The organism is Cereibacter sphaeroides 2.4.1, from assembly GCF_000012905.2.
Taxonomy (GTDB): domain Bacteria; phylum Pseudomonadota; class Alphaproteobacteria; order Rhodobacterales; family Rhodobacteraceae; genus Cereibacter_A; species Cereibacter_A sphaeroides.
Genome location: NC_007494.2, coordinates 812,428 through 830,536, shown reverse-complemented (window position 1 = coordinate 830,536; position 18,109 = coordinate 812,428). Strand labels below are relative to the sequence as shown.

Annotated in this window: 17 protein-coding genes; 4 read left to right on the top strand and 13 right to left on the bottom strand. The window is 70.3% G+C overall.

Annotated elements, in window-relative coordinates:
• Positions 1-17: 17 nt before the first annotated feature.
• Complete coding sequence (locus RSP_RS19250) at positions 18-1,709, bottom strand: FAD-dependent oxidoreductase (RefSeq protein ID WP_011339547.1); 1,692 nt, start codon at positions 1,707-1,709, stop codon at positions 18-20.
• 306 nt (positions 1,710-2,015) lie between these two features.
• On the opposite strand from RSP_RS19250, the gene RSP_RS19245 reads away from it, so the two are divergent.
• Positions 2,016-2,543: a hypothetical protein gene (locus tag RSP_RS19245; protein WP_011339546.1), complete on the top strand. Its 528-nt coding sequence runs from the start codon at positions 2,016-2,018 to the stop codon at positions 2,541-2,543.
• 91 nt (positions 2,544-2,634) lie between these two features.
• On the opposite strand, the gene RSP_RS19240 is transcribed toward RSP_RS19245, so the two are convergent.
• The 5 genes from RSP_RS19240 to RSP_RS19220 all read right to left on the bottom strand — a co-directional run bounded on the left by RSP_RS19240 (position 2,635) and on the right by RSP_RS19220 (position 8,230).
• Positions 2,635-4,269, bottom strand: a complete 1,635-nt coding sequence (locus RSP_RS19240; protein ID WP_011339545.1) for an FGGY-family carbohydrate kinase — start codon at positions 4,267-4,269, stop codon at positions 2,635-2,637.
• Between the two features lie 73 nt (positions 4,270-4,342).
• Entirely contained in the window at positions 4,343-5,071 is a 729-nt protein-coding gene (locus RSP_RS19235; protein ID WP_009565148.1) for an SDR family oxidoreductase, read from the bottom strand.
• A gap of 12 nt (positions 5,072-5,083) precedes the next feature.
• The gene (locus RSP_RS19230; RefSeq protein ID WP_017140281.1) at positions 5,084-6,322 is read right to left on the bottom strand and encodes a sugar ABC transporter permease; all 1,239 of its coding nucleotides are present in this window, start codon (positions 6,320-6,322) and stop codon (positions 5,084-5,086) included.
• 2 nt (positions 6,323-6,324) lie between these two features.
• Positions 6,325-7,122 (bottom strand): ATP-binding cassette domain-containing protein, encoded by a 798-nt coding sequence (locus tag RSP_RS19225; RefSeq protein ID WP_011339543.1) that lies wholly within the window; start codon positions 7,120-7,122, stop codon positions 6,325-6,327.
• 58 nt (positions 7,123-7,180) lie between these two features.
• The gene (locus tag RSP_RS19220) at positions 7,181-8,230 is read right to left on the bottom strand and encodes an ABC transporter substrate-binding protein (protein WP_002723135.1); all 1,050 of its coding nucleotides are present in this window, start codon (positions 8,228-8,230) and stop codon (positions 7,181-7,183) included.
• Positions 8,231-8,450: 220 nt separating this feature from the next.
• On the opposite strand from RSP_RS19220, the gene RSP_RS19215 reads away from it, so the two are divergent.
• Positions 8,451-9,464 carry a substrate-binding domain-containing protein gene (locus tag RSP_RS19215; RefSeq protein WP_011339542.1) on the top strand — a complete coding sequence of 338 codons (1,014 nt, stop codon included), beginning with the start codon at positions 8,451-8,453 and terminating at the stop codon, positions 9,462-9,464.
• 89 nt (positions 9,465-9,553) lie between these two features.
• On the opposite strand, the gene cysW is transcribed toward RSP_RS19215, so the two are convergent.
• From cysW to RSP_RS19195, 4 genes are read right to left on the bottom strand one after another with little or no spacing between them, the layout of a single operon-like run.
• On the bottom strand, positions 9,554-10,393 hold the full coding sequence (gene cysW / locus RSP_RS19210; RefSeq protein WP_011339541.1) for a sulfate ABC transporter permease subunit CysW: 840 nt from the start codon (positions 10,391-10,393) through the stop codon (positions 9,554-9,556).
• Positions 10,390-11,247, bottom strand: a complete 858-nt coding sequence (cysT, locus tag RSP_RS19205) for a sulfate ABC transporter permease subunit CysT (RefSeq protein WP_002723132.1) — start codon at positions 11,245-11,247, stop codon at positions 10,390-10,392. The genes cysW and cysT overlap by 4 nt, the downstream gene beginning before the upstream one ends.
• Entirely contained in the window at positions 11,244-12,236 is a 993-nt protein-coding gene (locus RSP_RS19200; RefSeq protein WP_011339540.1) for a sulfate ABC transporter substrate-binding protein, read from the bottom strand. Before RSP_RS19200 ends, cysT begins: the two co-directional genes overlap by 4 nt.
• Positions 12,233-13,348, bottom strand: a complete 1,116-nt coding sequence (locus RSP_RS19195) for a sulfate/molybdate ABC transporter ATP-binding protein (protein ID WP_011339539.1) — start codon at positions 13,346-13,348, stop codon at positions 12,233-12,235. Before RSP_RS19195 ends, RSP_RS19200 begins: the two co-directional genes overlap by 4 nt.
• A gap of 369 nt (positions 13,349-13,717) precedes the next feature.
• On the opposite strand from RSP_RS19195, the gene RSP_RS19190 reads away from it, so the two are divergent.
• Positions 13,718-14,812: a M20 family metallopeptidase gene (locus RSP_RS19190; protein WP_011339538.1), complete on the top strand. Its 1,095-nt coding sequence runs from the start codon at positions 13,718-13,720 to the stop codon at positions 14,810-14,812.
• Here RSP_RS19190 and RSP_RS19185 read toward each other — a convergent pair.
• Both RSP_RS19185 and RSP_RS19180 read right to left on the bottom strand, forming a co-directional pair.
• Positions 14,782-15,447 (bottom strand): TenA family protein, encoded by a 666-nt coding sequence (locus RSP_RS19185; protein WP_002723124.1) that lies wholly within the window; start codon positions 15,445-15,447, stop codon positions 14,782-14,784. The genes RSP_RS19190 and RSP_RS19185 overlap by 31 nt on opposite strands.
• On the bottom strand, positions 15,440-16,282 hold the full coding sequence (locus RSP_RS19180) for a BtpA/SgcQ family protein (protein WP_011339537.1): 843 nt from the start codon (positions 16,280-16,282) through the stop codon (positions 15,440-15,442). Before RSP_RS19180 ends, RSP_RS19185 begins: the two co-directional genes overlap by 8 nt.
• Before the next feature lie 32 nt (positions 16,283-16,314).
• Here RSP_RS19180 and RSP_RS19175 point away from each other — a divergent pair, with 32 nt between their 5' ends.
• The gene (locus RSP_RS19175) at positions 16,315-17,193 is read left to right on the top strand and encodes a PfkB family carbohydrate kinase (RefSeq protein WP_011339536.1); all 879 of its coding nucleotides are present in this window, start codon (positions 16,315-16,317) and stop codon (positions 17,191-17,193) included.
• 129 nt (positions 17,194-17,322) lie between these two features.
• Here the strand turns inward: RSP_RS19175 and RSP_RS19170 are convergent, their stop codons facing one another.
• Positions 17,323-18,087 carry a glutamine amidotransferase gene (locus RSP_RS19170; protein ID WP_011339535.1) on the bottom strand — a complete coding sequence of 255 codons (765 nt, stop codon included), beginning with the start codon at positions 18,085-18,087 and terminating at the stop codon, positions 17,323-17,325.
• Positions 18,088-18,109 lie beyond the last annotated feature (22 nt).

The following is an 18,109-nucleotide window of genomic DNA, read 5'->3' as shown; positions in this document are numbered from 1 at the left end:
CCCTGCGGGGCGGCCGGTCAGTCCTTCTCCGTCGGCACCGGCTTGGGGGCCGCCTGACCGTCCGTCTCGCCGAGCGGCGGCCATGTCATTCCATGACGGGCCATGTAGGGGCCGAAATAGTCCCGGAAGGCCTGGAAGCTGTCGGCGAGCTTCAGGAACTCCTCGCGGTCCATCACCAGCACCTTCGTATCCTCGGCCGCACGCACGCTGGTCTGCCGCCGCGTCGCCCCGAGGATCAGCCGCTCGCCGAAATGGCCGCCGGGCCCGATGGTGCGGACCTGCGGCAGGCCGGTTTCGGGATCGGTCCGCGTCATCTCCACCGCGCCGGTGACCACCGTATAGAACCCGTCCGAGCGGTTGCCCGCCTCGTAGATCACGTCGCCCGCGCGGTAGCGGACATAGCGGGTCGGCGGCACGCTGCGCGTATGCAGCTGCACGACGCTGCGCGGGCTGATCCCGTCCATGAACCAGTTCAGAAGCACGAAGATCCGCGTGGTGAGGCCGGGCAGGAAGGCCAGGTAGTAGAAGCGCCACAGGAGCCAGGCCGGAAAGCCCTTCAGCTCCAGGCCGAAGACCTGCGCCACGCCCTTGCGCGCGCCCAGCGAGGCAAGCGCCCCCTTCGAGCGATAGTCGAACGGCTGCGGCGTGCCGCCCGTGAGGGTGGAGGCGATGTTCTCGGCCAGCTGCTCGGCCTCCCGCACCGCGAACTGCGCGGTGGGAGGCGCATAGTCGCGCGGCCCCTGCGGCGCGTCCTTCAGCGCGATCAGCGCACAGTCTCCGAGCGCCCAGACGTCGCTCCGTCCCTTCACCGCCAGTGTGCGGTCGACCGAGATCCGCCCGCGCTCGGACGGCAGCCCCATGCGGCGGACGACGGGCGAGGGGGCATTGCCGATGGTGGCCACGATGGTGCGGGTGTCGATCACCTCGCCGGTCGTGGTCACGAGCTGCGTCCCCGTGGCGCTCGCCACGCCGGTGCCGAGCTTGACCTCGATCCCGCGCTCCCGCAGCGTGCGCGTCGCATAATCGGCCAGCCCTTGAGACATCTCGCCCAGGATCCGGTCGGCGAATTCGACGACGATCATCCGCACCTCGGACGGATCGATGTCGGGATAGAACTTCAGCGAGCGGTCGATCAGATCCTTCATTTCGCCCGCGGTCTCGATCCCCGAGAAGCCGCCGCCCACCACGCAGAAGGTCAGGGCGCCGCGCTTGACCTCGGGCAGGCGGGTGATCTGGGCATGTTCGAGCTGGCCGATCACATGGGCGCGCAGGCGGCGGGCATCCTCGAGCGTGCGCATGGTCAGCGCATGTTCCTCGAGCCCCGGCATCTTCGACAGATCGGCCGCCTGTCCCAGCGCGATCACCAGATGATCGTAGCCGATCTCGGTCGGGCGGCGCTGGACGCCCTGAAAGACCGTGACGAGGCGGCGGTCGAAATCGACGCTGTCGACGGTGGCCTTGCGGACGAACACGTCGCGCAGCAGGAAGCGCAGCGGCGAGACCGCATGGGCGGGCGTGATGGAGCCCGCGCCCACCTCGGGCAGGAGGGGCTGGAAGACGAAATAGTTCTCGGCATTGACGAGCTCGATCTCGGCGGCCCTGCCGAGCCGGCGCTTGAGGGCGCGGGCGGCATACATGCCTCCGAAGCCCCCGCCCAAGACCACGATCCGTGACGTCACGACGATTCTCCCGGTTGCGGGCCCCACCATAGCCGCTGGATCCTTGCGTGCCAGTAACTGCGCCTCCGAAAGCGACGGAGGCGAGGGTCCATGCCGTCGCAGCCGTGGCGGAGCACGGCCCGGGGCCGCGCAGGCCGGCGCCGCGCAGGGCCGCTGCCGCGGATCGGGCCCGGAGCGGAAAAGGGAGGCAGTCCGGTCCTGCGCCGCCGCCGCGGGCCGCGGCAAAATGTCCGTGCCGCAGGGCGGCACCGGGGGCCTGCCTCCGCCGTTGGACGGCTATACTCCCCCGGGACATCCGACGAAAGGCTGTCCCCCGCTTGTTGACGAGGTGCCGCGATGCCGAGTGAAGGCCTGTCCGGTCTGCCGATGCAGACCCCGCGATCCGCCGGAGGGGCGCGTCCCGCCGCACAGGCCGCCGCGCCGCATCCGATGGTGCCGCAGCCGCCCGACCACTGGCTGACCGATGCCGAGGTGCCGCCGGCGCTCCGCGTGGCCGAGGCGCTCGTGGCCTATCTGGCGCAGGGGCTCGCGCGCTACCGGGCGCTGGTGACGCTGGCCTCCGCCGCGCCACAGGTCCCGCCGCCCGACCGGATGCTCATCACCGTCGCCCCTGCCGGCCCGCGCGAGCTGCGCCTCGTGCTGTTCCTGCCGGGAAAGGACTCGCTCCGTCTCGACCTGATCGATCTCGGCATCTACCGGCTGCTCGGCTCGGGTCTGCCGATGGAAGGCGGGGGGCTGCGGCTGATCCCGATCCCGGCCTTCTCGCGCCTCCAGGCCGAGGGCGCGGTTCTGCGCAAGGATGTGGTCTACCGCATCGCCCCCCTCGACGCGCTGCCCGACGACAACGAGGCGATGGGCGGCTGACCCCCGGCTGCTTTCATTCTGGCGCAAATATCCCGCGGGGGCGCGGGGGCGCGAAGCCCCCGCTCTTCCGCCTCCATCCCCGATCCACCCGTCAGCCGCGCGCGGCCCGGGCCGCCTCCTGCAGGGCGAGGAAGGCCGCATAGCGGCGGTCGTGCAGCGCCGCGATGGCACCCCCGGCGGGCTCGTAGTGCGCGGCCGTGCGCGACATGCGCTGCATGGCGGCCGTCATGTCGGGCTCGTGCCCGGCCGCCACCGCGCCGAGGATGGCCGAGCCCAGCAGCACCGGCTCCGCCACGGCGCTCGCCAGCACGGGCTTGCCCGTCGCATCGGCCAGCAGCTGGCGCACCATGTCGAGCTGGCCCGCACCGCCCGAGATGGCGATCCGCTCGACCGGGGCGCCCGCGCGCTCCTGCGCCTCGAGGATCTGGCGCAGCCCGTAGGCGATGCCGCAGATCCCCGCCACATAGAGCGACACGAGGCTCGGCAGGTCGCGCTCCATCCCGAGGCCCGCGATCACCGCCCGCGCATGGGGATCGGCGAAGGGCGCGCGGTTGCCGAGGAATTCGGGCACCACATGCAGGCCCTCGGCGCGGGTGGCCACCTCCGACAGATCCGCGAGCCCCTCGGCGGCCAGCCGGGCCAGATGGACGGGCAGCGCCTCGCCCAGGGCCTCCGTGGCGCGGGCGGCCTCGGCCGCGGCGGGGTGGAAGGACACAAGCTGCTCGATCGCCGCGCCCGCGGCCGACTGGCCGCCCTCGTTCAGCCACATGCCGGGCACCATGGCCGAGCGGTAGGGGCCCCACACGCCCGGCACGAAGACCGGCTCGCGCGTGGTGGTCATGGTGCAGGAGGAGGTGCCGAACACATAGGCCAGATCGCGCTCGGGCGTGCCCTCGGCGCCCACGGTGCCGATCCCGCCGGCATGGGCGTCGATCAGCCCCGCGCCCACCGGCGTGCCGGGACGAAGGCCGAGCTCCGCTGCAGCCTCGCCCGTCAGCCCTTGGCCCAACGGCGTGCCGGGCTCCACCACCCGGGCGCCGATCCGCGCGAAGCCCTCGTCCGCCAGCACCCCGAGCCCCACCTGCCGGAAATAGCCCGCGTCCCAGCGGTGCTCATGCGCGAGATAGGTCCATTTGCAGGTGACGGTGCAGGTCGAGCGCGCCAGATCCCCCGTCGCCCGCCAGCCGAGATAATCCGCGAGATCGAAGAACTGCCAGGCGCGGGCGAAGATGTCGGGCCGGTGCTCGGCCAGCCACAGGAGCTTCGGCGTCTCCATCTCGGGCGAGATGCGGCCGCCCACATAGCGCAGCACCTCGTGGCCCTGCGCGTTGATCCGCTCGGCCTGCGCCACGGCGCGGTGATCCATCCAGACGATGATGTTGCGCTCGGGATCCTCGGAAGGCCCGACCGGCAGGGGCGCGCCGCCCTCGCCCACCACGACGAGCGAGCAGGTGGCGTCGAAGCCCACGCCGCCCACCGCCTCGGGCGGCAGCCCCGCCTCGGCCAGCGCCGTGCGGGTCGCGCGGCAGACCGCCTGCCAGATGTCGCGGCTCGACTGCTCGACCATCGCGCCCGGCGCGCGCCAGATCGCGATGTCGCATTTGGCCGAGGCGAGCATCCTGCCCGCGCGGTCGAACAGGCCCGCGCGCGCACTGCCGGTGCCGACGTCGATGCCGAGAAGCACGTCACCGGCGCCGGGCGCGGGACGGGAGGGATCCTGGGTCATGGAGGGGCCTTTCGCGGAAGGCGCGCCGGGGCCGGGCGGCGCCCCGCCGAAGGGGGCCGCCCGGAAGCGCGGGTCAGATGTCGACGCTGTGCGGCAGGATCACGAGGTCGCGGATCACGACGCCCTTCGGGCGCGAGAGCATGAAGAGCACGGCCTCGGCCACTTCCTTCGGCTGCATGAGCGAGCCGTTGGCCAGCGCCTCCTCCATCTTGGCCTTGGGCCAGTCGTCGAGGAGCGCCGTCACCACCGGGCCGGGCAGCACCGCGCCCACGCGCACGCCGTGCGGCGCGACCTGACGGCGGGTGGAATGGACGAAGGCCTGCACCGCGAATTTCGAGGCGGTGTAGATCGGCTCCCAGACCACCGGCACCACGCCCGCGACCGAGCTCGTGAAGAGGATGTCACCGCTCTTCCGCTCTATCATGTAGGGCAGGACGGCATGGACCGAGCGGAAGGCCGCGTTGATGTTGAGGTTCAGCATCCGGTCCCAGGCGTCGGGATCGCCCTCGGCCACCTGCCCGCCGATATAGGCGCCCGCATTGGCGTGAAAGATGTCGAGCGAGCCCGCCAGCTCGAGAATGCGCGGCAGCATCCCCGAGACCTGCGGCCCGTCGAGCAGATCGACGACGAGCGGCAGGGCGCGCGGCCCGATCTCGGCGCAGAGCGCCTTGAGCCGGTCCTCGGCGCGGTCGATCAGCACCACCGTGGCGCCTTCGGCCACGAGGGTGCGCGCGCATTCCAGCCCGATTCCCGAGGCCGCGCCGGTGATGGCGGCCACCTTTCCTTGCATGAGCTCTGCCATGATGGGTCCTTTCTAGGCGCGTCCGTGGCTGACCCGGCTCTGGCGGGCGAGCGAGTCCACGATGACGGCAATGGCCAGCACGCCGCCGGTGATCATGTAGCGGAGCGACGAGCTGAGGTTGAGAAGCGTGAGGCCGTTCGAGATCGCCTGGATGACGAGGATCCCGAGCAGGGCGGAATAGGCGCTGCCCCGGCCGCCGAAGAGGCTGGTGCCGCCGATCACGGCCGCGGCGATGGCATTGAGGTTCACGTCGCCGGTGCCGGCCTGCTGGCTCGAGGAGGCGAGCCGGGCCGAGGCGAGGATGCCGCCGAGGGCCGCCAGCGTCGAGCAGAGCATGAAGGCCGAGACATTGACCCGGCGCACATCGATGCCGGACCGGCGCGCGGCCTCGGCATTGCCGCCCACGGCGAACATCGAGCGGCCCCATTGGGTGCGCGTCAGCCCGTAGTTCATCGCCAGCACGAGCGCCACGAACAGGCCGAACATCCACGGGATGCCGCGGCCGAGGTTCAGGTAATAGGCCGCGTAGAGAAGCGCTGCGGTCAGGACGAGCGCCTTGACGAGAAGGACGCTCAGCCCCGGCGAGGAGAGGTTGGCTGCCCGCCGGCGCGCCATGGTGCGCAGCCCCGTAAAGACAAGGATCGCCCCCGGCAGCAGCGCCAAGAGGTAGGAGAGCCAGTCCGGCATGACATAGATCTGCCCGAACCGCACCAGCACCGAGGCATAGGGCAGGTTGATCGAGCCGGTGGGCCCGAGGATGTAGAGCTGCAGCCCCAGGAGCGCGAGAAGGCCCGCGAGGGTCGAGACGAAGCTCGGCATCCCGAAGCGGTTGAGGAGCACGCCGTAGAGCAGCCCCACCAGCGCCCCGAAGCCGAGCGCCACCGCGATGGCCGCGGGCAGCGGCCAGCCCATGTTGACCCAGAGCACCCCGATCATCGCCGAGGCGAGGCCGCTCATCGAGCCCACGGAGAGGTCGATCTGGCCCAGCATCAGCACGCAGACGATGCCGAGCGAGATGAAGCCCACCGTGGCCGCGTCGAAGAGCAGGTTCACGAGGTTGTTCGGCGCGAGGAACACCGGGTTCAGCGTCGAGAAGACGGTCGAGATCACCACGAGCCCCACGAGCACCGGCAGCATGCCGAGATCGCCCGAGCGCACGCGGTCGAAGAAGGCGCGCGCGGCGCCGAGAAGCCCCTCGTCGTGGCGCAGGCGGCTGTCGCCGCGGTCGAGCGCCTCTGGTTTCGGATCCATGGTCACTCCTGGGCCTCCTGCTGCTTGCGGGCCTGACGGCGCGAGACGGAGTTCTCGGTCGCGCCGGTGATGGCGGCGACAAGCTCGTTGTTCGACGTGTCGGCGGGGAAGGTGCCGTTGTTGCGCCCGAGCCGGAGCACGACGATCCGGTCGGCCACGGCGCGCACATCCTCCATGTTGTGGCTGATGATGATGACGCCGAGCCCGCGGTCGCGGACGCGCTCGATCAGGTTCAGCACCTCGGCCGTCTGCGCCACGCCGAGCGCGGCCGTGGGCTCGTCGAGCATGATGATCTTGGGATCGAGCAGCAGCGAGCGCGCGATGGCCACGGTCTGGCGCTGCCCGCCCGAGAGCGAGGCGATGGGCTCGCGCACCGAGGGGATGCGGGCCGCCAGCTCGCGCAGGAGCGTCCAGGCGCGGACCTCCATCCCCACCTCGTCCAGCCGCCAGGGCGACAGCTCGTGGCCGAGGAAGAGGTTCGCCACCACGTCGAGATTCTCGCAGAGCGCGAGATCCTGGAACACGGTCGCGATCCCGAGGTCGAGCGCCTTGCTCGGACTGTCGAGCGTGACGGGCCTGCCCATGAATTCGATGGTGCCCGAGGTCGGCTGATGGACCCCCGCCAGCACCTTGACCAGCGTGGACTTGCCCGCGCCGTTGTCGCCCACCAGCGCCACCACCTCGCCCGGATGGATGTCGAGCTCGATGTCGGCGAGCGCCGAGACGGCGCCGAACTGCTTCGAGACGCCGCGGAGCCGCAGGATGGGCTGGCCGCGCTCCTCGGCGGAGATCAGGGTCATCGCGATCTGCCTTTCTGGAAGGGGGCGCCCGTCCTCAGGGGACAGGCGCCCGGGGGGCTCACTGGATGCCGAGCTTGGCGCAGCCTTCGGCATATTCGCCGGTGCAGACTTCCGCCGCGGTCTGGATGCCCTTGTCGAAGATCTCGGCCTTGATGTTCTCGGCCGTCACCACCGCAGGCACGAAGAGCTCGGCCGGCGTGTCGTAGAGCGTGGTCTTGGCCTCGGGGGTCTCGCCCTTGAGGAAGGTCACGACCACCTTCGCCGCGGCCTCGGCCACGATCTCGGAGGGTTTCGAGATGGTGTTGTACTGGTCGCCCGAGATGATGAGCTGCAGCGCCGCGATGGTGGCGTCGTTGCCGGTGACCGGCGGAACCGGATCCACGCCCGCCGCCTTGAAGGCCGCGATGGCGCCGCCGGCGGTGCCGTCATTGGCCGCGACCACGCCCTTGATCTCGTCGCCGAAGCGGGTGATCTGGCCCGCGGCCCATTCCTGCGCCTTCGGCGGGGCCCAGTCCGGCGTGTCGAACTCGGCCAGCGTCTTGTAGCTCGATGCGTCGAGCGCCGCGTCGATCCCGTCGCGAATGAGGCCCGCGGCCGCATCGGTGGGCGAGCCGTTGATCTGCAGGACGCCCGCGCCGTCCGGCACGCCGGTGGCCTTCAGATGATCGACGAGCGACTGGGCGATGGCCTGGCCGATGCCCTTGTTATCGAAGGAGACGTAGTAATCCGCGGGCGTGGCCGGGATCGGCCGGTCATAGGCGATCACCTTCACATCCTGCGAATGGGCGATCTCGACCATCGAGGCGGCGGCGGCCGAATCGACCGGATCGAGCACGACGATCTTGGCGCCCTGCGCGATCACCGAGTTGAACTGCTGCTGCTGGAGCGCCACGTCGCCGTTGGCGTTCTGGTAGATCACCGTGCAGTCGGCGCAGAGCTCGCCCATCGACTTCTGGAAGCCGGGGAAGTCGTGCTCCTCGTAGCGGGTGGATGCCTGGTCGGGCATCAGGAAGGCCACGGTGGCGGCCTCCTGCGCGGAAGCGGCGGCGCCGAAAAGGGCGGCCACGAGGCCCGAGGCCGCAGCCAGGGCGAAGGTTCTGCTGGTCATGTCTCTCCTCCACATGTCAGGCGCCTCCGGGCCGACCGGGATGGAGACAGCACCGCGCCCGCCGTCGCGGGTCGCAGGGCGGCGTGGGGCCGCAGATCCTCTCCTCCCTCCGCCGCCGGACAGGCTGGCGCTATCGATTGCGCAACCATGCTCAATCGATGTAGCATGATTGTTACGAGGCACGGGCGATGTCAAGATGCTCTCTAGGGGAGGAGCGGGAGTGGTCGAGAAGGGCAAGCCGGAACCGGGATCGCGGAATGCGGCCCGCCGCACAACGATTTACGATCTGGCGGCACTGGCCGAGACCTCGGCCAGCGCGGTCTCGGCGGTGCTGAACGGGACATGGAAGAAGCGGCGGATCAGCGAGCGGCTGGCCGAGCGCATCCTGCGAGTCGCCGAAGAGCAGGGCTATTCGGTCAATCTGCAGGCCAGCGTCCTGCGGCGCGAGAAGTCGAACATCGTGGGCATGATCATGCCGAAATACGACAACCGATATTTCGGCGCCATCGCCGAGCGGTTCGAGGCGCGGGCCCGGGCGCAGGGGCTGTTTCCGGTCATCACCTGCACCCAGCGCGACCCGGAGCTGGAGTTCGAGGCCGCGCGCGAGATGATCTCCTATCAGGTGGAATGCCTGATCGCGACGGGCGCCACCGATCCCGACCGGATCAGCGACTTCTGCGCGGCGGCAGGGGTGCAGGCGATCAACCTCGACCTGCCGGGCGGGCGGGCGCCTTCGGTCGTGTCGGACAATTTCGGCGGCGCGCGCGATCTCGCGCATCTGCTTCTCGAGCGCGCCCCGCACGAGGCCCTGCTCTTCATCGGCGGGCGTCCGTCGGATCACAACACGGCCGAGCGGATCCGGGGCTTCCGCGCAGCCCACGCCGACCGCGGCATCCCGCTGCCCGAGAGCGCGATCCTCGCCTGCGGCTATGCGGCCGAGAAGGCCGAGGCCGCGCTCGAGGCGCGGGCGGGCGACCTGCCGCGCGGCCTCTTCGTCAATTCCACCATCACGCTCGAAGGGGTGGTCCGCTGGCTGCGCCGCCAGTCGCCGCCGGCACCGGTCGAGATCGGCACCTTCGACTGGGACCCGTTCGCGGCGCTGCTGCCCGACTGCGTGGGCATGGTCGAGCAGGATGTGGCGGGGATGCTGGAGGAGGTCTTCCGCCTGATCGGCCATGCGCCGGACGCGGGGCTGCGGATCGAGGTGCCGACGATCCTGCGCCGCCACCTCTGACCGCCGGGCTGCCCTTGCTCCGGGCCGAGTGACCGATCCACGCGCCCTCCGCGTCAGGGGGCAGGGCAGTTGCCGGCTGTCCCGAGGCCTCAGCCGCGCCGGCTCTCCATCACCGTCTTCAGGACGAGGATCACCAGCGCCAGAAGCGTGAGGGTGGTGGCCGCGGCGAAGGCGCCCGCCACGTTCAGGTCGTTGAAGAGGAGGTCGATCTGCAGCGGCAGCGTGTTGGTCTGGCCGCGCACGTTGCCCGAGACGACCGACACCCCGCCATATTCGCCCACCGCCCGCGCGGTGCAGAGGATCGCGCCGTAGAGAAGCGCCCAGCGGATGTTCGGCAGCGTCACCCGGCGGAACACCTGCCAGCCCGAGGCGCCGAGGGTCAGCGCCGCCTGCTCCTGCTCGGACCCCTGGGCCTGCATCAGGGGCAGCACCTCGCGCACGACGAAGGGCGAGGTCACGAAGAGCGTGACCAGCACGATGCCGGGCAGCGCGAAGAGGATCTGGATGTCGTGCGACAGCAGCGTGGGGCCCAGAAGCCCCTGACGGCCGTAGAGCAGCAGGTAGCAGATGCCCGCGATGATGGGCGAGATCGAGAAGGGGATCTCGATCAGCGTGAGCAGCGTCTTGCGCCCGATGAAGCGGAAACGCGCGATGGCCCAGGCGGCGGCGATGCCGAAGGCCACGTTCACCGGCACCACGATGACGGCGACCAGCGTCGTGAGCCCGATCGCATGCAGCGTGTCGGGCGCGAGGATGTTCTGGGCAAAGAGACGCCAGCCCTCGGCGAAGGCGCGGTGAAAGATGAAGGCCATCGGCACCACGACCATGAAGAGGGTCAGAAGCAGCGCGGCCCCGATCAGAAGGCGCGGCCCGAGCCGGCTTGCCCGTGGGGCGAGCGCGCCGGGGGCGGTGAGGGCGGCCGTGCTCATGCCTGTTTCCCCTTGTAGCGCAGGGCCCGCGCCTGCAGCAGGTTCGAGGCCCCGAGCAGCACCAGCGCGATGGCCAGGAGCGTGAGGGCGATCACCGCCGCGCCGTTGTAATCGTATTCCTCGAGCCGGATCACCGCGAGCAGCGAGGCGATCTCGGTCTTCATGGGCAGGTTGCCCGCGATGAAGACCACGGCGCCGAACTCGCCCAGCGAGCGGGCGAAGGAGAGGGTGACCCCCACCAGCAGCGCGGGGGCGATGGCGGGCAGGATCACCCGGCGGAAGATGGTGAAGGGGTGGGCGCCCAGCGTCACCGCCGCCTGCTCGAACTGCGGGTCGAGATCCTCGAGCACCGGCTGGACGGTGCGGATCACGAAGGGGATCGAGGTGAAGGACATGGCCGCGGCCACGCCCCAGATCGTGTAGACCACCTGAATGCCCATGGGTTCGAGGATCGCGCCATACCAGCCGCTCGCGGCGAAAAGCGCCGAGAGCGACAGGCCGGCGACCGCGGTCGGCAGAGCGAAGGGGATGTCCACCATCGCATCGAGGAACCGCTTGCCCGGAAACTCGTACCGCACCAGCACCCAGGCCATGAGAAGCCCGTAGAGCGTGTTGACCAGGGTGGCGATGCCCGCCGCCAGCAGCGTCAGCCGCAGCGCGGCGAGCGTTCGCGGCGCGGTGACGATGGCCCAGAAGCGGGCGGGGCCGATGTCGGCCCCCTTCAGCACCAGCGCCACCACGGGCAGCAGCACGATGACGCCCAGATAGGTCAGCACCATGCCCATGGTCAGGCCGAAGCCGGGCAGGACCCGTTTCGACCGGCGGGCCGGGCCGGGTGCGGTGCGCGCGATCATTGGTTCACGAAGACCGTGTCGAGGATGCCGCCCTCGGCGAAATGCTCGGCCTTGATCTTCTCCCAGCCGCCGAAGGTCTCGTCGACATCGACGAGCTTCACCTCGGGGAAGTTCGCGGCGAAGGCGGCCTGTGCCGTCTCGTCATGCACCCGGTAGAAATGTTCGGCGAGGATCTTCTGCCCCTCGGGCGCATAGAGGAAGTCGAGATAGGACTTGGAGACCTCGGCCGAGCCGTTGCGCTCGGCATTCTCGGTCACGATGGCGACCGGGAACTCGGAATAGAGCGAGAGCGAGGGCGTGACCCGCTCGAGGCCCTGATCGGCATATTGCGCGGCGATGCCCCCCGTCTCGGCCTCGAAGGTGATGAGCACGTCGCCGATGCCCTTCTCGGCAAAGGTCACGGTGGCCGCGCGGCCGCCCTGATCGAAGACGGGCACATTGGCGAAGAGCTGCTTCACGAACTCCTGCGCCTTGGCCTGATCGCCGCCGTTCGCCTCCAGCGCGTAGGCATAGGCCGCGAGATAGGTGTAGCGCGCATTGCCGCTGGTCTTGGGATTCGGGAAGATGACCTCGACGCCTTCCTTCACCAGATCGTCCCAGTCCTCGATCCCCTTGGGATTGTCCTTTCGCACGAGGAAGGCCGGCAGCGAGTAATAGGGCGAGGCCGCGTTCGGGAAGGCCTCGCGCCAGTTTTCGTCCACCATGCCGGCCTCGGCCAGCACGTCGATGTCCGTCACCTGATTGAAGGTGACCACATCCGCCGGCAGCCCCTCGAGGATGGCGCGCGCCTGCTTGGACGAGCCGCCGTGCGACTGGTCGATGGTGACGTCGCGGCCGGTGTCGGCCTTCCATTTCTCGGCGAAGGCGGGGTTGATCGCCTCGAACAGCTCGCGGGCGATGTCGTAGGAGACGTTCAGGATCTTGTCCTGCGCGGCGGCGGGGGCGGCGAGGCCGAGGGCCAGGATCGCGGCGAGGATGGGGCTTTTCACAGGTGGGACTCCTTCAGGATCGGTCGGTCGGCGGAGGGGGCGGCCGCGGCAGCGGTGTCGCCTCCGAGATGGGTCTGGCCGGGGAAGATCTGGCCGGCCTGCGCCTCGAGCCGGACGGTCTGGCCGGGGGCGAGGCCGCTGGCGGTGCGGCGCGGCACCTCGGCCTCGGCGCGGCAGCCCGCGGGGCCTTCGAGCCCGATCCGCAGCAGCGCGCCCGTCGAGGAGACATCGGTCACGCGGAATGTGCCTTCGGGATCCGGCGCGGGCCGCAGGTCGGCCGGGCGCAGGAAGAGCGTGGCGGGACCGTCGGCCATGGCGCGGCGGGGCAGGAGGCTCGTGTCGAGGCCCGCGGCGATGGCGCGGCCCGCGCGCAGGGCGACCGGGATCTCGACCGTGAGGCCCAGGAAGCGCGCGACGAAGGGGGTGGCCGGATGGTCGTAGATCTCGTCGGCATGGCCGATCTGCTCGATCCGGCCCGCGCCCATGATGACCACGCGGTCGGCCAATTCGAAGGCCTCCTCCTGATCGTGGGTGACGAAGATCGTGGTGGTGCCGGTTGCGTCATGCACCTCGCGCAGCCAGCGGCGCAGGTCGCGGCGGACCTGCGCATCGAGCGCGCCGAAGGGCTCGTCGAGAAGCAGGATCTCGGGGTCGATGGCCAGCGCCCGCCCCAGCGCCACGCGCTGGCGCTGCCCGCCCGACAGCTCGCCCGGATAGCGGTCGGCCAGCTGCGCGATCTGGAGGAAATGCAGAAGCTCCTCGACCCGCGCCCTGATCTTTGCGGCGGAGGGGCGCTGGGCGCGCGGCAGCACCGTCAGGCCGAAGGCCACGTTGTCGGCTACCTTCATGTGCGGGAACAGGGCATAATGCTGGAAGACGAAGCCCGTCCGCCGTTCCTGCGCCTTCCGGGCCAGCCAGTCCTGCCCGTTCACGGCAAGCCCGCCCGCGTCGGGCCAGTCGAGGCCCGCGATGATCTTCAGAAGCGTGGTCTTCCCGCTGCCCGAGGGCCCGAGCAGCGCGATCAGCTCGCCCTTGCGCACCTCGAGGTCGATGCCGCGCAGCACCTCGACGGGGCCGAACCGGCGGATCAGATGCGAGATGGTCATGGTCATGGGGCGTTTTCCCGACTCTGGCTGGTGCGAGGCAAACGGCCTCCGAAAGATGGGTTTACCGGAACGAACTTTATCCTTTTTAGCTTCCATTCAGAATATTGTTCTGGAAACAGGGGGGTCAACTTCGTCATACCGTGAACATTGTTCTGCTCTGGCTATCACAGCCCGGCCATCTCTCCAAGCCCCGGACCCGCGAAATGCACGCATCCCGCCGGCCGTCGCGCGGGTGCAACGGCAGGCGGGCCGGCTCGGGTCCCGCCCCTTCGGGTGCAAAAGGTCGCGGATCTGCCCCGGCCTCCGTTGTAAACCGCTTTACTGAGGCTGCGCGCGCATCCTACTCTGTCCGCCAGCCTGCGCAGGGGACATGCCATGACCGACCTTCTCACCGATGTGGTCGCGCTGACACGCGCGCTGATCGGCTTCGACACGATCAACCCGCCCGGCCGCGAGGCTCCGGCCATGCGCTTCTGTCAGGAGCTGCTGGAACGCGCGGGCTTCGCCTGCCGCCTGATCGATCACGGCAAGCACCGCGCGAGCCTGATCGCCGAGCGCGGTCCGGGCGGCGGGCTCTGCTTCAGCGGCCATCTCGACACGGTGCCGCTCGGCCGCGCGCCCTGGAGCAGGGAGGCCCATGGCGGCGCGGTCGAAGGCGACCGGCTCTACGGGCGGGGCAGCAGCGACATGAAGGGCGGCGTTGCAGCCTTCCTCGTGGCGGCGGCGCGGAGCGGGGCACCGGTGACGGTGCTGCTGACAGCGGGCGAGGAGACGGGCTGCGACGGGGCGCGCTGGCTGGCCGAAGCGGGTCGCCTGCCGCGAGTGCGGGCGATGATCGTGGGCGAGTCGACCGGGAACCGACCGCTGGCGGGCCACAAGGGCGCGCTCTGGCTGAAGCTCTCGACCGAGGGGCGCACCGCGCATGGGGCGGCCCCGCATCTCGGGATCAACGCCATCGGTCTCATGGCGACGACGCTCGCCCGGCTGACGGGCTGGCAGCCCGAAGCGCATCATCCCCGGATGGGGCGGGCCACGGCGAACCTCGGCACGATCCGCGCGGGCATCAACGTCAATTCCGTGCCCGACCTCTGCGAGCTGACCGTCGATCTGCGCTCGGTCGAGGGGGTGGATCATGCGGCGCTGGCGGCCGAGGTGCGGGGCCTCTGCGATCCGGCTGTCCGGGTCGAGACGCTGCTCGACCTGCCCGCGGTCTGGACCGAGCCGGAGGATCCGTGGTTCGCGCGCGCGGCGGGGCAGGTGCGGGCCGTGACCGGCCCCGCGGAGGGGCCGGACTGCGCCACCTATTTCACCGACGCCTCGATCCTGAAGCCCGCGATGGGCGACCCGGCGGTGATGATCCTCGGGCCGGGCTCGGTCGACCAGCCGCATGGCACGGACGAACATGTCCTTGTCTCGCGGCTGGCCGAGGCGGTGGAGATCTATGCCGCGCTGATCGCGGCGGGCGGATAGGCCGCCTCGTGGAAGTCGATCTCGAGCCGCTGCACATGGCCGAAGGTGCGCACGGCCGCGTCGCGCTCGGCCGGGGTCATGGTCTCTCCCAGCGCGTCGAGCCGGTCACGCAGCCAGTGCGCCTGCGCGGCAAAGCCCGGCGCCGCATGCATCTCGATCCAGTCGCGCACCATCGGATCGCTCATCGGCGCGGAGGCCACGGCGCTGCACCATGTCCAGTACATCCATTCGGCCGCGAACATGGATGTGACGATGCCGCCGAAATCGCCGTCGCGGGCGATGGCGAGCATCCCCTCGCGGAAGGCCGCGACCTTCGGATCGGCCTGCAGGGCCGGATCCGGCGCGATCCCGCGCCGGGCGAAGGCCGCCTCGAAATAGGGCATCTGTTCATTGGCTAGCGCATCGAGAGAGCCGATCAGCTTGCGCCGGTCGCCCATGTCGGTGGCCTTGGCCACCGCATATCCGAAGATGGCGATGGCCGTCTCGACGAAGGCGCCCTCGATCAGGAGATACCGGTCGAAGACCGCGGCAGGCAGCCGGTCGGCCTCGATGTCCCTGACGAACCGGTGGTTCACCATCGCGGCGAACGGATCCGCGTTCTCGGCGAGGATCCGGTCGGTCAGACGCTCAGCCATCGAGACCCTCCCGGGCTGCGGCCACGAAACGCGCGACGCGCTCGGGATCGACCGGGTTCCACCAGACGCCGCCCTCCTTCAGCGAGGAGGCGACGATCACCCCGTTGGTGCGCTTGAGGATCTCGACCACATTGGCCTCGGTCACGCCCGAGCCCACCAGAAGCGGCAGATGCGTGGCGCCGCCGATCTCCTCGATCTCGGCGATGGTGGCGCTGTCGCCGGTGCGCTGGCCGGTCGCGATGATGCAGTCGGCATCGAAGAAGGCCAGATCGCGCGTGAGTTCGGGGATCGAGCGGTCGGCCACGATGGCATGGCTGCCGTGCTTGACATGGGAATCGGCAAAGATCCTCACATGCTCGGCCCGCAGGAGCGACCGGTAGCGCATCGCCTCGGCGGCGCGGCCCTCCATGAAGCCCTCATTGGCCACATAGGCATTGGCCCACTGGTTCACGCGGATGAAGAGGGCGCCGCCCGCCACCGCCGCCGCCAGCGCGGGCAGCGGCGCATTGGCCAGCACGTTGATGCCGAGCGGCACGCCGAAGGCGCGCCGGATCCGGTCGGTGACAACGCCGAGGCAGGCCGCGGTCTCGGGGCCGATGTCGTCCGGCTTCGAGAAGGGAATGTCGCCGTGGTTCTCGACCACGAGCCCGTGGAGGCCGCCCGCCACCAGACGTTCGGCGTCGCGCAGGCAGGCGTCGACGATCGTGTCCATCGTCTCGCCCCGGTAGCGCGGAGCGCCCGGGAACGGCGGGCAATGGATCATGCCGATCAGGGCCTTGTCACGACCGAAGATCTCGTGGATCGCGCCGGAGGTTCTGTCGGAGATGAGCTGCATATCATGACCTTTCGGAAGAGAAGGAACGCGGGATGAAGGTCTTCGTCATCGGCAACGTGGCGCTCGACGAGACGCTTTCGATCGAGGACTTTCCCCGTCCGGGGGCCTCGATCTTCGGGGCGGCGCTGTCGCGCGACCTCGGGGGGAAGGGGGCCAACCAGGCGGTGGCGATGGGGCGGACGGGGCTTGCCTGCATCTTCGTCTCGGCCGTGGGGCAGGGGCCGCGCGGACAGGAGATCGCGCAGCGTCTGGCCCAGGAGCCGCTCGAGGCGGAGCTCGTGGCGCTGGAGGGCGTGGCCACGGATATCTCGATCGTGCTCATGTCGGCACGGGGCGAGAATGCGATCATCACCACGCGCGAGGCGGCCTCGGCGCTGACGCCGGAGGCGGCGGCCGCGGCGCTGGCCCGCGGCCAGACCGGGGACCTTCTGGTGCTGCAGGGCAATCTGAGTGCGGCGGCCACGCAGGCGGCGCTGCGCGCTGCGCGAGACGCGGGGATGCGCACGGCCTTCAACCCCTCGCCGCTCCAGCCGTATTTCGGCACGCTCTGGCCTCTGGTCGACACGGTGTTCCTCAATGAAGGCGAAGCCGAGGCGCTCGGCGGGGTGGAGAGCCTGCTGGCGCAGGGGGTGGGCGAGATCGTCCTCACGCTGGGCGCGCAGGGGGCCGAGCTGATCCGTACGACCGAGCGGACGCGGGTGCCCGCCCATCCCTGCGCCGTGGTGGACACGACCGGGGCCGGGGACTGTTTCATGGCGGTGGCGCTGGCCTCGGCCGCGCTGCGCGGCACGCGGCTCGATGCACGCGCGCTGAACCATGCGGCACGGGCGGCGGCCCACACGGTCGGGCGCGCGGGCACCGTGGCGGCCTTTCCGAACCGGGCCGAGATGGCCGCGATCCTCGCCACCTGAGGGCAGGGGCCCGACCCGCTCGCCCGGAAGGACGCGCGGGCCGGACCCGCCGGCTGGGGAGCGACAGCCGGCCCTGCGGCCCGGAACGGCCGGCCCCTGCGGGCCAGGCCCCTTCCCGGACCTGTCCTGTCAGCGGGCGACAAGCCAGCCCAGCACGTTCTTCCAGAGGCGGCCGTAGCCCTCCCACGCGCAGAAGTCGGGCGAGAGCCAGTGCGGGCCGATGTCCGAGGTCCAGGCGGCGGTGCGACCCTTGCCATGCCGGCCCAGAACGAGGAGCGGGTGGCCGCCCTGATCGGCGGGCAGGCGGGCGATGACCTCGGCCCCGTCGCGCGGCTCGACCTCGTTCACGCCGAGGATCGGCGGCCAGTCCATGCCGGTCAGCCCCTCCATCACCGGATGGTCGGGCGCCGTGATCTCGGCCACCGCACCCTCGGGGATCTCCACCCGGTCGTCCCAGGGGAAGCAGGTCACGGGCAGGGTGTCCTCGACCGGGGTCCTGCGCCAGCGCGCGCGCCCGTCGATGCCCTGGAACGAGAAATAGCCGCCCATCATGATGAGGTTGCCGCCCTCGGCCACCCAGTCCTTCAGCAGGCGCAGCCGGTTCGGCACGCATTGCGACCGTTGCCAGACCGCGGGCGGCAGAAGGAAGGTGTTCGAGCCGATGTCGGACAGGATGATGATGTCGTAGGCCCGAAGGCCCTCCATCGTGAAGGGGAAGCCCTCGGCCGCATCGTGGGCGGTCATGTAGTCGACCTCGAAGGCGCTGCCCTTCAGCGCCTCCAGCAGCGGCGTGGCGCCGGTGTGAAAGCGCACCGAGCCGAACTGGTCGAAGCCCTTGTAATGGGTTTCGGAGGTCGTCCAGCTTTCGCCAACCAGCAGTATCTTGGTGCTCATGATCTTGTCCTTGCAGGAAATG

What these genes read in the sequence shown, in the direction of transcription:
- RSP_RS19230 (WP_017140281.1), bottom strand. Translation starts at nt 6,322, where the DNA reads ATGGATCCGAAACCAGAGGCGCTCGACCGCGGCGACAGCCGCCTGCGC.
- RSP_RS19170 (WP_011339535.1), bottom strand. Translation starts at nt 18,087, where the DNA reads ATGAGCACCAAGATACTGCTGGTTGGCGAAAGCTGGACGACCTCCGAA.
- RSP_RS19250 (WP_011339547.1), bottom strand. Translation starts at nt 1,709, where the DNA reads ATGGTGGGGCCCGCAACCGGGAGAATCGTCGTGACGTCACGGATCGTG.
- RSP_RS19175 (WP_011339536.1), top strand. Translation starts at nt 16,315, where the DNA reads ATGAAGGTCTTCGTCATCGGCAACGTGGCGCTCGACGAGACGCTTTCG.
- RSP_RS19245 (WP_011339546.1), top strand. Translation starts at nt 2,016, where the DNA reads ATGCCGAGTGAAGGCCTGTCCGGTCTGCCGATGCAGACCCCGCGATCC.
- RSP_RS19180 (WP_011339537.1), bottom strand. Translation starts at nt 16,282, where the DNA reads ATGCAGCTCATCTCCGACAGAACCTCCGGCGCGATCCACGAGATCTTC.
- RSP_RS19225 (WP_011339543.1), bottom strand. Translation starts at nt 7,122, where the DNA reads ATGACCCTGATCTCCGCCGAGGAGCGCGGCCAGCCCATCCTGCGGCTC.
- RSP_RS19240 (WP_011339545.1), bottom strand. Translation starts at nt 4,269, where the DNA reads ATGACCCAGGATCCCTCCCGTCCCGCGCCCGGCGCCGGTGACGTGCTT.
- cysW (WP_011339541.1), bottom strand. Translation starts at nt 10,393, where the DNA reads ATGAGCACGGCCGCCCTCACCGCCCCCGGCGCGCTCGCCCCACGGGCA.
- RSP_RS19235 (WP_009565148.1), bottom strand. Translation starts at nt 5,071, where the DNA reads ATGGCAGAGCTCATGCAAGGAAAGGTGGCCGCCATCACCGGCGCGGCC.
- RSP_RS19195 (WP_011339539.1), bottom strand. Translation starts at nt 13,348, where the DNA reads ATGACCATGACCATCTCGCATCTGATCCGCCGGTTCGGCCCCGTCGAG.
- RSP_RS19220 (WP_002723135.1), bottom strand. Translation starts at nt 8,230, where the DNA reads ATGACCAGCAGAACCTTCGCCCTGGCTGCGGCCTCGGGCCTCGTGGCC.
- cysT (WP_002723132.1), bottom strand. Translation starts at nt 11,247, where the DNA reads ATGATCGCGCGCACCGCACCCGGCCCGGCCCGCCGGTCGAAACGGGTC.
- RSP_RS19190 (WP_011339538.1), top strand. Translation starts at nt 13,718, where the DNA reads ATGACCGACCTTCTCACCGATGTGGTCGCGCTGACACGCGCGCTGATC.
- RSP_RS19185 (WP_002723124.1), bottom strand. Translation starts at nt 15,447, where the DNA reads ATGGCTGAGCGTCTGACCGACCGGATCCTCGCCGAGAACGCGGATCCG.